The 13,027-nt window shown below is 38.4% G+C and carries 14 protein-coding genes; 7 read left to right on the top strand and 7 right to left on the bottom strand.

Annotated elements, in window-relative coordinates; translation table 11 throughout:
* Positions 1 to 136: 136 nt before the first annotated feature.
* The gene (locus tag AC4CVF_RS15800; protein ID WP_336953435.1) at positions 137 to 1,030 is read left to right on the top strand and encodes a LysR family transcriptional regulator; all 894 of its coding nucleotides are present in this window, start codon (positions 137 to 139) and stop codon (positions 1,028 to 1,030) included.
* A 71-nt stretch (positions 1,031 to 1,101) separates the two neighbouring features.
* Here AC4CVF_RS15800 and dusA read toward each other — a convergent pair whose 3' ends face one another.
* Complete coding sequence (gene dusA / locus AC4CVF_RS15795) at positions 1,102 to 2,118, bottom strand: tRNA dihydrouridine(20/20a) synthase DusA (protein WP_490789693.1); 1,017 nt, start codon at positions 2,116 to 2,118, stop codon at positions 1,102 to 1,104.
* 133 nt (positions 2,119 to 2,251) lie between these two features.
* Between dusA and AC4CVF_RS15790 the strand changes: the two genes are divergently transcribed.
* Positions 2,252 to 3,400: a tyrosine-type recombinase/integrase gene (locus tag AC4CVF_RS15790; protein ID WP_005206957.1), complete on the top strand. Its 1,149-nt coding sequence runs from the start codon at positions 2,252 to 2,254 to the stop codon at positions 3,398 to 3,400.
* On the opposite strand, the gene AC4CVF_RS15785 is transcribed toward AC4CVF_RS15790, so the two are convergent.
* The 3 genes from AC4CVF_RS15785 to AC4CVF_RS15775 are packed head-to-tail and all read right to left on the bottom strand — an operon-like array spanning position 3,384 to position 4,242.
* A complete protein-coding gene (locus AC4CVF_RS15785) occupies positions 3,384 to 3,656 on the bottom strand; it encodes a pyocin activator PrtN family protein (RefSeq protein WP_005206962.1) in 273 nt (90 codons plus the stop codon). The two genes, AC4CVF_RS15790 and AC4CVF_RS15785, sit on opposite strands and share 17 nt — an antisense overlap.
* Positions 3,653 to 3,931 (bottom strand): helix-turn-helix transcriptional regulator, encoded by a 279-nt coding sequence (locus AC4CVF_RS15780; RefSeq protein ID WP_005206964.1) that lies wholly within the window; start codon positions 3,929 to 3,931, stop codon positions 3,653 to 3,655. The genes AC4CVF_RS15785 and AC4CVF_RS15780 overlap by 4 nt, the downstream gene beginning before the upstream one ends.
* A 20-nt stretch (positions 3,932 to 3,951) precedes the next feature.
* Positions 3,952 to 4,242, bottom strand: coding sequence for a pyocin activator PrtN family protein (locus AC4CVF_RS15775; protein WP_005206965.1), 291 nt, complete (start codon positions 4,240 to 4,242; stop codon positions 3,952 to 3,954).
* Between the two features lie 194 nt (positions 4,243 to 4,436).
* On the opposite strand from AC4CVF_RS15775, the gene AC4CVF_RS15770 reads away from it, so the two are divergent.
* Positions 4,437 to 5,414 (top strand): hypothetical protein, encoded by a 978-nt coding sequence (locus AC4CVF_RS15770; RefSeq protein WP_005206972.1) that lies wholly within the window; start codon positions 4,437 to 4,439, stop codon positions 5,412 to 5,414.
* A gap of 99 nt (positions 5,415 to 5,513) precedes the next feature.
* On the opposite strand, the gene AC4CVF_RS15765 is transcribed toward AC4CVF_RS15770, so the two are convergent.
* A complete protein-coding gene (locus tag AC4CVF_RS15765; RefSeq protein WP_005206973.1) occupies positions 5,514 to 6,446 on the bottom strand; it encodes a hypothetical protein in 933 nt (310 codons plus the stop codon).
* A 537-nt stretch (positions 6,447 to 6,983) separates the two neighbouring features.
* Between AC4CVF_RS15765 and AC4CVF_RS15760 the strand changes: the two genes are divergently transcribed.
* Positions 6,984 to 7,862: a YagK/YfjJ domain-containing protein gene (locus tag AC4CVF_RS15760; RefSeq protein ID WP_486685675.1), complete on the top strand. Its 879-nt coding sequence runs from the start codon at positions 6,984 to 6,986 to the stop codon at positions 7,860 to 7,862.
* Between the two features lie 97 nt (positions 7,863 to 7,959).
* Positions 7,960 to 8,232, top strand: coding sequence for a hypothetical protein (locus AC4CVF_RS15755; RefSeq protein ID WP_016542031.1), 273 nt, complete (start codon positions 7,960 to 7,962; stop codon positions 8,230 to 8,232).
* 100 nt (positions 8,233 to 8,332) lie between these two features.
* Here AC4CVF_RS15755 and AC4CVF_RS15750 read toward each other — a convergent pair whose 3' ends face one another.
* Both AC4CVF_RS15750 and AC4CVF_RS15745 read right to left on the bottom strand, forming a co-directional pair.
* The gene (locus AC4CVF_RS15750; protein ID WP_486685674.1) at positions 8,333 to 9,067 is read right to left on the bottom strand and encodes a hypothetical protein; all 735 of its coding nucleotides are present in this window, start codon (positions 9,065 to 9,067) and stop codon (positions 8,333 to 8,335) included.
* A gap of 87 nt (positions 9,068 to 9,154) precedes the next feature.
* Positions 9,155 to 9,790, bottom strand: a complete 636-nt coding sequence (locus AC4CVF_RS15745) for a DUF805 domain-containing protein (RefSeq protein WP_486685673.1) — start codon at positions 9,788 to 9,790, stop codon at positions 9,155 to 9,157.
* Between the two features lie 801 nt (positions 9,791 to 10,591).
* Here AC4CVF_RS15745 and AC4CVF_RS15740 point away from each other — a divergent pair.
* Positions 10,592 to 11,641, top strand: coding sequence for a DUF932 domain-containing protein (locus tag AC4CVF_RS15740; protein ID WP_241334199.1), 1,050 nt, complete (start codon positions 10,592 to 10,594; stop codon positions 11,639 to 11,641).
* A gap of 122 nt (positions 11,642 to 11,763) precedes the next feature.
* Positions 11,764 to 12,915 (top strand): YqaJ viral recombinase family nuclease, encoded by a 1,152-nt coding sequence (locus AC4CVF_RS15735; RefSeq protein ID WP_241334198.1) that lies wholly within the window; start codon positions 11,764 to 11,766, stop codon positions 12,913 to 12,915.
* The last annotated feature ends 112 nt before the right edge of the window (positions 12,916 to 13,027 follow it).

The raw sequence follows: 13,027 nt of genomic DNA, 5'->3' as shown, positions 1-13,027 counted from the left end.
AATAAAAACCAGTAATTGTTTGGATGTCCTCATACTATTTCTCTCTGATGTAAGTCGCTTTAAGTAAAGTCTAGTGAAATCAAAAAATCTAATCTAATATAGAAAAAAGCAGAATTGATCTAATTTTGAGATGGATATGGCGACATTCAAACAATTTAATTATTTGATTAGAATTGTGGAAGAAGGTGGTTTTATTGCGGCTTCTGAAAAGTTGTTTATTGCCCAATCTGCTTTAAGTCGCCAGATTAAGCTTTTGGAGGACGAAGTAGGATTTGAAATTTTTGACCGCAGTGATAAAAAAATAAAACTCACCCAAGCCGGACAGTTCTTTTATGCTCAAATTAAAAATAATTTGCTTAACTTAGATCATATTATTGAAAATGCTAAAGATATTGCAGATGGAAAAAATCGACTCATCAAAATTGCACACTCAAGTAGCATTAGCATGAGCTTAGAAAAAGTCAAAATATTTGATCAAACCGCAAAGCATCTCAATGTTAATTTCGAAATCAACACCTTGTCATCTGAAGACCAAATTCTTGCACTGATGAAAGGAAATATTGATGTTGGTTTTATTCGCCCACCTGTTTTAAATCGCCTAGATGAGTTATATACAACCACGCTCTACCCTGAACCTTTATACGTTGCACTACATCAAAATCATATTTTAGCTTCAGAACGCAGTATCAAAATCCAACAGTTAAAGCATGAAAATTTTGTTTCTACACCACATGCAGAACGGGGAGGTTTAAGTTATTTGGTTGCAAACCTTTGCTTAAGTGCTGGTTTTTCTCCAAAGAAAGCGGCGGTTCAGTCCCGTAAAGTTTCACAATTGCAATTGGTGGCTGCTGAAATTGGAATTTGTATTGTTCCTGAAGAATTTAGACATATTCTACCTAAACAGGTACGACTGATTGCTTTGGATGCTGAAAATGCATGGTCTGCTGTTGTGATGGTCTGGAGTAAAAATGCAGATGGTGTCATTCAGCGATGTAATGAATACATGATCAAACAGTTTCAACGATTTTAAAGACCATCGTTTGATTGAAAAGATAGCTGTGGATTAAGACTGTATTGAATCGTAGAAATTTTCAGTCGTGATCAGACAGACTGTTCTCGAATATAATCTTCTGTTCGCTTCATGGCTTCTTTAATATTGATAATGGCATTTTCAACATCTGCAAATGTTTTGGCATTACCGCCACTTAAAGCTTGACGCCATTTACGCGCACCAGGAAGGTTTTGAAATAAGCCTAAAATATGGCGCGTAATAATCGATAGAGGTGCGCCTTCTTGCATACGTTTGGCAATATAAGGCAGCATTTGATCGATAATTTCAAAGCGATCAGGTAAGTCTAAGTTCCAGAGTTGCCCCAATTCTGCCAAGAGGTAAGGGTTGTGATAAGCCTCACGCCCAATCATGACCCCATCAACATGCTTTAAATGTGCTTGAGTTTCAGCAAAAGTCTTAACCCCACCATTGATCTCAATCAGCAACTCAGGACGCTCTTGTTTTAAACGATAAACATCTTCGTAGCGTAGTGGTGGAACATCGCGGTTTTCTTTTGGTGATAAACCTTGAAGCAAGGCAATACGGGCATGTACGATAAAATTATCACATCCAGTTTTCGCAACTGTATCGACAAAATGTAGCATCTCTTCATAAGATTGCATGTCATCAATACCGATGCGGTGTTTTACAGTAACTGGAATATCAACTGCATTACGCATTTCAGCAATACATTCTGCAACCAAATCAGGCTCTGCCATTAAGCAGGCACCAATCTTATTGTTTTGCACGCGGTCACTTGGACAGCCCACATTTAAATTGATTTCGTCATAACCCCAGTCTTGAGCCATTTTGCTACACGTTGCAAGATCTTTAGGATTTGAACCACCGAGCTGTAGAACAATTGGATGTTCTTCATGGTTATAGTCCAAATGACGATTTGCTCCGCCATAGATGATGGCACCTGTGGTGACCATTTCTGTATAGAGGATAATATTGGGGTTAAACAAACGTGCAAAGAAACGATAGTCACGAGTTGTCCAATCCATCATCGGTGCTACGCTGATTCTTGGATTACTAATGGTTTCAAGGTTTTTGTTAATAGTCATTTAAAATCATACCCTTAAATCTAGTATTTGAATCTGCGTAAACGCATGGTAACACCTGTGAATGTAGGTTTTGCTGTTTGCATTTACACCAAATCTTACACCATAATGGAAAAAATAGTTCACGGTGTAAATTATGGGGTCTGTTACAGTTAGAAAAGGGGCAGATGGTAGTGTGAGTTACCGTGCCGCTATCCGTATTAATCGAAAGGGATATCCTGTCTATTCTGAAAGCAAAACGTTCCATTCAAAGAAAATGGCGGAAAACTGGCTTAAGAAAAGAGAAGTTGAGATTCAAGAAAATCCAGACATTCTGTTAGGCAAAGAAAAACTTATAGACCTAACTTTGGCAGATGCCATTGATAAATATTTGGAAGAAGTTGGGAGCGAGTACGGAAGGACGAAACGCTATTCTCTACTCTTAATTAAGAAGTTTCCGATAGCACGCAATATTATCACAAAAATAAAGTCAGTACATTTGGCAGATCATGTTGCATTAAGAAAAGCTGGGGTTACTCACTTAGATTTAGATCCAATTGCAACAAGTACACAGCAACATGAGCTGCTGCATATTCGTGGTGTCTTGGCTCATGCCGCCGTGATGTGGGATATAGATATTGATTTAAACAGTTTTGATAAAGCTACGGCACAACTGAGAAAAACTCGTCAAATCTCTTCTAGTAACAAGAGAGATAGGTTACCAACCAATGAGGAATTAATAGCTTTAACAAAGTATTTTGTTGAGCGTTGGAAAATTAATAGGTATGGAACGAAGTACCCGATGCATTTAGTTATCTGGTTTGCCATCTTTTCTTGTAGACGTGAAGCGGAATTAACCCGTTTAAGCTTAGATGATTATGATCAGCATCATTCATCTTGGAAAGTTCATGATTTGAAAAATCCTAATGGCTCAAAAGGAAACCACAAGTCATTTGATGTCTTAGAACCCTGCAAAACGATGATTGACCGTTTAATGGATCATGAGGTTCGTAGCAGAATGCTTAAATTAGGTCACAATGAAAATTTACTCTTACCTCTGAATGCCAAGAGTTTGGGGAAAGAGTTTAGAGAGGCTTGCAAAATGCTAGGGATTGAAGATCTGCGCTTTCATGATTTAAGACATGAAGGATGTACTAGACTTGCAGAACAAAGCTTTACGATTCCTGAAATTCAAAAAGTAAGTTTGCATGATTCTTGGAGTAGCCTCCAACGATATGTTTCGGTAAAGGCTAGAAGAAATGTAATGCAGTTTGAGGAGGTGCTACGCCTCATTGATGAAACGTAGCAAAATCTTTTGAGGCTTCAGAGTATTGTTTATCTAAAAAGTTGGCTAGGTCCTTAACGTGCACTAGAAATGGGGCACGTTTACTTTTATCCAGTTTAAATACTGAAAAAGGAAACTCACAGTTATTTGCCTTTCTCAATGCTTCGGCTTTACTTAAATGTGGATAATAGTCTTTGACGATTATCATAAGCTCAACTGTTATGGAGCGATATTTTATAAACAAGTATTCGTTCATACTCATCTGGAATGTGCTCATTTAAAATTAACCTCCACCTTTTTACTTCTTGCCCTAAGCCAAATACTGATTTGACTTTCTGCCCAAGTTGGTATGCTAGATGTTAAATAGGTGGGTTTAGGAAAATCTCCACTACGAACCATTTTCCAAAAAGTGGATTCTGCTATATTCAACAAGCCTTTGCTAGCAGGCCTGTATGAAAGTCTGCGTCTATGTCCACTACGATCCACATAGTCCTTTGCTTGACGTTCAGTATAGTTCACTAAGTCCTTTACACGATAGCGAGCTTCTAACATTTAATTTCTCCTACCATTTTTCAACTTACTGACTGGATCGCTTTTTGTACTTTGTTTTGAAAGATCGAGTACTGGGTACGGTAAATATGATCAATCGCTTCAGCAAGCTCCTGTAGATTTACAAAAAATGCCCCTTTCTGACTTTCATCAATTCGGTAACATGTAAATGGAAATCGTTTTTCACGGGCCCTTGCTAACATGTTCTCCTTGCTTAGATTCGGATAATATTCCTTTACAACATCTTCAAGTTTTATGTGTACTGATCGGTATTTTAAAAATAGGTAATCGCGGGTTGTTAAATCTATAACCATGATTCATTTCCTTTCATGTCCTATGGACAAGAGTGTTTAAAGTTGTGTAGGTGTGTGATCACGTTTCTTATTATTCACTTTAGGGTTGGTGTAAATAAGGAATCAACAGCCGTAAAAATAACTTTTTGAAAATATAAAAATGTACAATCTGCACGGGTAGGTATGATTAATGGTTTAAATCGAACAAAGTCGCTATGAAAGTATTTGATAAAAGCTCAATGGATGAATTGGAAGCTGAGATATTGAACCAATATCTTAATATTGTCTGGTTGGAAGATTATTTGAATAATGGTTTGAAGCATGTTGAGCTTGTCATTAATTTTGATATGGAGGGTAGACCTGAGCCAAAAACAATTGAAGACTGGAGAGGGGCGCCTATTATTGGGATTGAAGTAAAAATAAAAAGAAAGCAAAATCTTGGTTCACAACACTTCAAGCAACAATTGTATTTTACAGTGGAGGAATATAATTCTATCTATAGGGAGATGGAGGAGAGCTGTAACGATCCTAAATATGACTTCTTAGATCTAAAATTTGGATATTCGATTCGTGAATTGATTTGCCTGCTGGATCAAATAACAGCATTGAGAGGAGAGTTGTGTAATCTGAATGATAAAGAAGGGTCTAAGGCTTACAAAGAGATACTTCATCAATATATTGGTATAGACACACTTACTTATGGAATTAAGAATCCATCCTTAAGACAACGGATTGCTAAAGGCAGAAGCACTCAAGGTGAGTATCAGAAAGCAGTAAAGGAAAAGAAGAAAATTTTTTTTGATTTATTGGTGAAACAGGTACAGAGTAATGGTAAGTACAAGAATGTATCGAAAGCGGTTAGCAAGAACATGGATGAAATCATGTATCAGTTTAGAATGTATGATGAAGCATGGATCCAGAAAAAGAAGAAATTAAGTATGGCTAGGATAATAAAACTGAATGAAGAAAAGCAGGAAGAGGCATTAACAGCATCAAGGAAAGTGAAGATGGAAAAAGAAATTGTTAAGCTATCAACTTTTATGCAACAGCTTGAGGATGGGTTAAATCACGGTTATCCTTTTGAGACGTTAGATAACATATTGCCATACAACACTACTTCTCTTGACGATGTGTTAATGAAGGTTTTGAGGCTTGAGAAGACTATAAAAGTGCAATGCATTGAACCCAGTTGATAAATCATTAGTTATACAAGATTTTTGAAGGTGAGCGACCTCCTTTAAGCAAATCATGGATGGGATGTCCCATCCATGAATGTTTATGCACTGAGATACTTAACGTGTAAGTGAGTAAAGATCATTGCCGTTAAAGTCCATACAGTCTTTGGTGTAGCGCTCATTGACTAGGCTTTCAATCATCTTTTCTTTGGTTATACCATTCTTCTCCGCCAATATCTCTAAGCTACGATGAGCTTTATCAGTCAGATGGTAATGATGCTTTCGACCTTTGTTTTTTGCCCTATGGCGTTTCTGATGCCAAGCATTTGAGATCTGAGTTTTAATAGCTTTGTAGATATTGGTATCTTTATCTAATAGACTGTCAAAGATAGCATTGATGACAACACTATACTCCTTTGGATTCAATGGCTTATAGCTGCTGCTATTGTGTACTCTGGCATTTTCTTTATCTTGATCCATATAACCTTTAGCCCATAGATAGAAATCATCATTATCGAAGTTTTTGAAGTGGAGAAGCTTTGTGTTAAGTATTTGACTAAAACGAGTTTCGAGATTATCAAGAGGGCGGTTATATTTGTAATAGTCGGGTAGTATAAAGACCGCATAGAGGAATCTAAAATATTCATTATGTATATTAAGTAAGTCATCATATAGTCGCTCATTCATGGAGATTCTATTAAGTGCAAAGTACAATAGACGCTTGTCTTTCTCATATTTTGAAAAGTCTCTGCCTCGTATTTCTAATGTGTTCAGAAAGGATTTTAAAATATCCAATAAATCGAAAGCTTCTCTTTCATTAATGCGATCACATAATCTTAAAACCTTATTCTTTATCTCATCAGTATGATTCAGAGTGTTTAACATCTGAATATCTAATTGGACTAAATCAGGATCTATGTTCGTAATCCTCAGTCTAGCACGACGTTCCATATCTTCTTTATTCATCACATGTAGAACCCAGATCATATCTGCATCGGAACATTGCTTAATGAACTGTTTTAGTTCTGTGTTGGTAGAGCTTTGATACATGGCTAATTTCCTTCTGACAGTAAGCTTTCCGAGGAGTTTAGCCAAATGTAGAGGGAGTTTCAGGAGCGATTCTAGGGAGATTTCAGTTGATTTCGTATTATTTTTAGATAAGCTTCAAGTAACGTATATAATGGTTATGCTATTAACTTGTATTGGTAATCCGTACTAAATCTCTGTAAATGATGAATCTGTTTTAACTTGGTTGCTGCACGTGTTTAAGTTTAATCAGTTTGAATATAAAACTAGTACAGGTGTTGTAGCGTCGGATAACTTGACATAAAACAAATCACTGATCATGTTCACTGAACTATCTATATATCACACTTGTTGACTTTAAAAAACCTATCAGAAGTGTAAAACCATACTAGCGGAACACATTATAGAGTAGGTGTAATGACTTAGTTAATAATACTAACATAGTACTTAACAAACATATCCTTATATACCTCTTATTCATTCAATAATGATATTCAAGCCTTTAAGTAATTAATTACACATCAGCCACTTCATGTAGTCCTAAACTACAGGTAAGTGAGCATGAAAGTAGAACCTAACCAAAATCAAATTAATGAAGCATCACTATTGATAGAAATTGAAAGGTTTGTTCTATCAGGTATGGATTCAACACGACAACCACGATCATTCTATGAAAACTTCACAGACCTTCTTTTAGACTTCCATCACGTCTATAACCCTGACTTTAGCTACGCATGCTTAATCGATCTCATTTGTAGTCTTTTGCATGACTACGATCTGAAATATGAAACATCAAGTTCCCTTTACAATCGTTTAAAGCAAACTTCATTTAGAGACTGGCAAAGGTATTTCAATCAAGCTAGAGCTGATCACTTCAATGAAATGCGGCAGCATCGTTATAACGAAAGGTTAAATGCTAAGAAGTTAGAGGATCGGTTATGTGAGTTGCAGAGGGATTATTCTGCATTGTTGGTTGTACGGGTGGATTTAGCTTATAAAGTAAATCCTGATATCGAACAGGTTGATCATGATTTAGAAAAACTACGGAGAAGAATCAATCGTTCAGTTTATGGAGAAGACATATTACTTCTGGTATGGGCATTAGAGCAGGGGGAAAGAAAAGGCTACCATTGCCATGTGGCATTAGTTTTAAATGAGCGTAAGCGCACGAGTGCATGGAGTATAGCCAAAGCCGTAGGTGAATTTTGGGAAGATACTACGGGTGGTAAAGGAAGCTATTTTAATTGCCATGATCGTAGATACCTAAAGCAATATGAAGAGCAGGACATTGTTGGCATAGGAGTGATTTATAGCAATGTGCCTTATCAAGCCAGTAAGATGCGTTCAACAATTTCTTATTTAGCAAAACCTGAAAAAGAGCAATACCTTAGAGTGAAGACCTCTAGGAGGATGCGTACCTTTGGCATGTCACAGCGTTAATTGAAATCATAAACAGATATGTACCATCTAGATGAGAAACATCTTCTCTTTATTGGCTTAGCATCGTACTAAGTCTTTCTTATTCCAGAGGTATCTTATGCAAATCAATTGTCCGTATTGCCATTCAGAGCATGTGATCCGTATTGTACAAAACAGTAATTCACAGGCTGGTACCCCAAGCTTGGCATCATCAGCATCATTTGCCACGATGGGTGCAGCATTATCAAAAACATTACCTGTGTCACCTCTCATTGGAGGGATAGCAGGGGCCGTGGTCGGTGGTTTGTTAGGTTCAGTATTTGGTTCTGCTTCAACTCAAACTGTGCAGTCTTGCTTTCAATGTCAGCATTGTGGGCACTCTTTTTATTAAGGGAGAGTATATAAAATAGGGAGGCAACGCCTCCCTAAACCATGCATCATGCTAACAATATTTAAACTCATGCATTGAAGTATTTCAAATGTTCCAATACTTATGATCCAAACTTCCAGTCTCCTTGATTTGTAGATATAACCACTTCAATAATTTTATTTCTACCACAGTTGCTTGTATCCACTGACATCATTTGTCCAAAACCAAGCCGTATTGGATTATTTATTTTTTGCAATAAAGGACAGTTGCCACGATTAACTATGACATTTGAAATGGATACGTCATCAACGAGTGATTGAACTTTGATCATTGTTATAAAAGAGTGGTGTGGATTCTGTTCTAACGCAATTTTAACTGGAGAGGTTGCAGGAATTGTCGAAGTGGTTTCATTTTGATTTGCAGGAGTATTACCCCGCTCAATGATATTAAAGCACTCATCATTTAAAGTAGATTCAATGTCAGTGGTTTGCTTGCTCCATGAAAGTTGTTGGCTATCACAACCATAGACATCATCCGATTGATTATCTAAAAAACGGATGTTCCATGTATAAAGAAAAAGCTCTTCAGTTTGCTGACGTAGGAATTTAACATTATCGACTGAAAAGGCTGTATAGCGATCAGGGTATTTTTGATCAAGAAGGTATTGCAAGGTCTCTTTACCATAGGTTGCAATGTCATTTTTGCCTTGATCAATGAACTTTTGAGAGTCAGATGTATTGGCGTTAATAGCTTCTGTTTGAGCGCTATTTGATGATGCGTTTTCTGTAGATTCATTTTTAGTACAAGCTTGCATTAAACAAGCTGTGATTAAGGTAATGATGATTTTTTTATTCATGATGATTCCTAAAACGTGTACATGCATGGGCTGTGCAGGCATGGATGTACAGATTCTATTTAGATACGGTGGAATGATTTTTATTGACTAGGCTTTAGGTGATTCACCATAGGCATTTGTTGTAGGTTCGCCTTCTTGAGCAGCCCAGAACAGTAATAAAAGTATTCCTACAATGGGCACAAGGGCGATTAACATCCACCAACCTGAACGTCCAATGTCATGTAAACGTCTGACACTGACCGCAATATTTGGAATGAACGTGAGTAACATGACGATGGTTGCCGCATCTTCACTTATAAAGCTAAAGGCTAGGCTCATCAGTACACAAAATAGCTCGAAATACCAAAACTCACTGCGTCTAGCACGGCCCTTAAAATCTGCAAACTTTTTAAAGCAGGTCAGAATGGCTTGTTGATAGTTTGTAAGGATACTTTCAATGTTGTTGGCGGTTGCTTTTGTTGAATCATTTGGATTGCCATAAACAAAAGTTGGAGAGGGTGCAGATGTTTTGATTTGGGTGGTAGATGTAGACGCTGTCATGAAATCAAGGTAGATACCTGTAGCTTGACCTTCAGCATTTACATCAAAGTCAACTTCATTGCCTCGAACAGGTCCGTGCTGTTCTTTCCATTCACTACCTACAAAGTTATAACGTTTTTGGTCATTACCCAGAATAATTCCCATATTGGTTTGAATCGTGAAATCTAAAATCTTGCCTTTCATCTTCGTGTCCTTATTTTATGTATCGGAGAGATGTGTAGACCTACAGGTAAATTGATCTTGATTGTTATTTACCGTCAGTGTTCAAACATGCTCAACCTCACAACACAAAGCAGCTTTTATTCTTATTCACATAGACAGTGAATCTCTTTTTTATGGCAGCACAAATCTGACCTGAATCAATAGATAAGGCGGCTGAAAGCTGGAATTGTGATGTACCAAACGTCCTGTTATAAATTGAGCGCTTTAATATTAAAAACGTGATAGCTCAATAATTTAGTGTTTTGGATTTTATCAACGAAGGATAGGGCTGATGCCCAGAAATAAGAATAGAGATTAGTCATGGTTGACTCCTTTGGGTATAAAGAAGTTTCACCGCATCACTGTCAAATAATGGTGGCGAAACGAAAGAGGGTTGACAGACTGATACCCAAAAAGATCAGCACACCCGAAGGTGTCCCCCTCCCGTTCCGCCGCAGAGGGGACACGCAGGGTCGCCCACCAAAAAGATTAACCTTTTAGTGTGCTTTGGGTAAACGGTCTGTCAAAACCGACTGGCAATGTAGGCCAGCAAGTGAATGATAATCCCTGTAAAAGATCACGTCAATTTACTGATTCAGAAAAATCAAATGATGAGTCAAAAGAATTTAAATAAATTTCAGATATATACCATCTAAGTGAATGAATGCATTCACATGCATCTCAATGACTTCTCACTTTGGTCTGCTCCCCCAGCAGACCTTTTTTTATGCACAAAATCTGAAATTGAAACAATTCAAGATTGATCTATTCAAGGAAAAGTTTATGGCACATTTAGTCGAAACAATGGCATTCGTTGGGCAAACACCTTGGCATGGTTTAGGGAATCAACTGACCCAAAATCAACCCTTAGAAGTGTGGGCACAACAAGCGGGTATGGACTGGCGAATTGAATCTTCCGATGTCAGCTATATGGCACAAAATGAACGTGGGCAAAGCATCATTTTGCCATTTGAAGAACAACGGGTTTTGTATCGATCAGATACCCATGTACCGCTATCGGTAGTGAGCCAACGCTTTCAGGAAGTCCAGCCAATGGAAATTCTACATTTCTATAAAGACCTAACTGAACAATCAGGCTTTGAACTGGAAACCGCAGGCGTACTCAAAGGTGGCAAAAAGTTTTGGGCACTAGCTCGAACAGGGCAAAGCTCAGCTTTAAAAGGAAAAGATGTCAGCAATGGCTATATTTTGTTGGCAACCGCTTGTGATGGAACGTTGGCAACTACCGCACAATTCACCAGCATTCGAGTCGTCTGCAACAACACTTTGGCGATTGCCTTGAAGGGACAACAAGGCAATGTTGGTGTGGTCAAAGTTCCACACAGCACCAAGTTTGATGCGGAGAAAGTAAAACAACAACTCGGTATTTCAGTACGTGCATGGGATGAACACATGTATGAAATGAAGCAACTCAGTCAGCGTAAAGTGACACAGCAGGAAGCAGCAGCCTATTTTGATGCAGTGTTTAACAATACCAACCTCAGTATGGCTGAACAGGATGAAAGTATTATTCAATTTTATCGAAATGTTGCCATGCCCACTCAAACAAGCCCATCCAAAGCAGACAATAAAACTGAACCCAATGGACGGGCTATGTCTAAAGTGATGACCATGTTTAACGGACATGGGCGAGGGGCTGAACTCAGTTCTGCTAAGGATACTGCTTATGGATTGCTTTGTTCTATGACGGAGTTCGTCGATCACGAAAGACGTGCTATGAGCACAGATCATCGTTTAGATTCAGCTTGGTTTGGCGCAGGTGCAGCCATCAAGCAGAGAGCTTTAGAACAAGCCCTTAGACTCGTTGCTTAAACGATTTAGCCTAAGCAGAACATACCCACCAATTTAATTTTATTGAGCTGCATTCAAAGATGCAGCTTTTTTATGCCGTCAATTCAAATTTTACCTAACTTTTATAATATGCAGGAATAATCATGAACTCGAATACCCAGATTCAAAACACCCTAAATAATCCACCGCTACTGCCCTATTTACCTAATTTAAGCCAACCGACTCAACAGGTTGAAGTGGGAACCCGAACTAAACGTAACCCATCCAACAGCCAATCACTTATATCAGCAAACAAGCCACCACGAAAATCCAAACCACCCACAGCCAAACGACTCGCCAGTACCAAACTGATGAATTACCAGCAATGGCTGGAAGTTAGAAAACAGGGTATTGGTAGTAGTGATGCAGCAACCGCTTGTGGACTAAATCCCTATATGTCGATGCTAGAACTTTGGATGATTAAAACAGGACGGATGCAACAAAACATCGAAGATGAAAGCGCAGGCTATGCACCCTTGTACTGGGGCAAACAACTTGAACCGCTTGTTGCCGAATATTACAGCATGCACACCAACAATAAGGTGCGTCGAGTCAACGCAGTACTTCAGCATCCAGATGACGATAAACACTTTATGCTCGCCAATCTGGATTATGCCGTCGTTGGCTGTGATGAAGTACAAATTCTGGAATGCAAAACTGTAGGCGAGTACGGCTCTAAGCTTTGGCGGGATGGTGTACCGCTTTATGTCTTATGCCAAGTACAACATCAATTGGCTGTGACAGGTAAACAAGCCGCTCATATCTGTGCCTTGATCTGTGGACATGAAACCAAAATCTATAAAGTGACTCGCAATGAAACCGTGATCCAGCACATCATCAATGCTGAACGGCATTTCTGGCAATGTGTGGAATCGGGTATCCCTCCAAGTGTAGATGCATCCGACTCAGCAGCCAAAGCCTTGCAGCAACTTTACCCAGAACAGATTCCTTTATTGGTGGAAGACCTGACCCAAAATGAACAAGCCAACTACCTATTTAACCAATTGCTTGAGGAGAGACACAAGGTTGAACAGCACCAACTGTGTTTTGATGAACTTAAACATCAACTACAAATGATGATGAAAGATGCGGAACGGGCAGTGTTTACAGGTGGCTCAGTCACTTGGAAAAAGTCACAGGACTCGATCACTTTAGATAGTAAAGTTTTGCTGAAACAGCACCCTGAATATTTACAGCAATTCCCTCAAACTAAATCAGGAACACGAAGATTTCAGATTTATGCGAATGGTGGATAAGGCAGATCTATCTTAATCCATCATTTATTTCCTCCAGCAAACATATCAAATCAATTAATCCCATACCTCACAGGTATGGGATTTTTTATGCCCAAAATTTTATTTATACATC

Source organism: Acinetobacter sp. LipI_19 (assembly GCF_058242925.1).
The sequence above is the reverse complement of the archived record's forward strand: the minus strand, read 5'-3'. Positions and strand labels throughout refer to the sequence as shown.

Bases quoted from the DNA above. Each gene is read 5' to 3' on its own strand.
- AC4CVF_RS15750 (WP_486685674.1), bottom strand. From the start codon at position 9,067: ATGAATAAAAAAATCATCATTACCTTAATCACAGCTTGTTTAATGCAA.
- AC4CVF_RS15775 (WP_005206965.1), bottom strand. From the start codon at position 4,242: ATGGTTATAGATTTAACAACCCGCGATTACCTATTTTTAAAATACCGA.
- AC4CVF_RS15790 (WP_005206957.1), top strand. From the start codon at position 2,252: ATGGGGTCTGTTACAGTTAGAAAAGGGGCAGATGGTAGTGTGAGTTAC.
- AC4CVF_RS15755 (WP_016542031.1), top strand. From the start codon at position 7,960: ATGCAAATCAATTGTCCGTATTGCCATTCAGAGCATGTGATCCGTATT.
- dusA (WP_490789693.1), bottom strand. From the start codon at position 2,118: ATGACTATTAACAAAAACCTTGAAACCATTAGTAATCCAAGAATCAGC.
- AC4CVF_RS15760 (WP_486685675.1), top strand. From the start codon at position 6,984: ATGAAAGTAGAACCTAACCAAAATCAAATTAATGAAGCATCACTATTG.
- AC4CVF_RS15785 (WP_005206962.1), bottom strand. From the start codon at position 3,656: ATGAGCACATTCCAGATGAGTATGAACGAATACTTGTTTATAAAATAT.
- AC4CVF_RS15765 (WP_005206973.1), bottom strand. From the start codon at position 6,446: ATGTATCAAAGCTCTACCAACACAGAACTAAAACAGTTCATTAAGCAA.
- AC4CVF_RS15780 (WP_005206964.1), bottom strand. From the start codon at position 3,931: ATGTTAGAAGCTCGCTATCGTGTAAAGGACTTAGTGAACTATACTGAA.
- AC4CVF_RS15745 (WP_486685673.1), bottom strand. From the start codon at position 9,790: ATGAAAGGCAAGATTTTAGATTTCACGATTCAAACCAATATGGGAATT.
- AC4CVF_RS15740 (WP_241334199.1), top strand. From the start codon at position 10,592: ATGGCACATTTAGTCGAAACAATGGCATTCGTTGGGCAAACACCTTGG.
- AC4CVF_RS15735 (WP_241334198.1), top strand. From the start codon at position 11,764: ATGAACTCGAATACCCAGATTCAAAACACCCTAAATAATCCACCGCTA.
- AC4CVF_RS15800 (WP_336953435.1), top strand. From the start codon at position 137: ATGGCGACATTCAAACAATTTAATTATTTGATTAGAATTGTGGAAGAA.
- AC4CVF_RS15770 (WP_005206972.1), top strand. From the start codon at position 4,437: ATGAAAGTATTTGATAAAAGCTCAATGGATGAATTGGAAGCTGAGATA.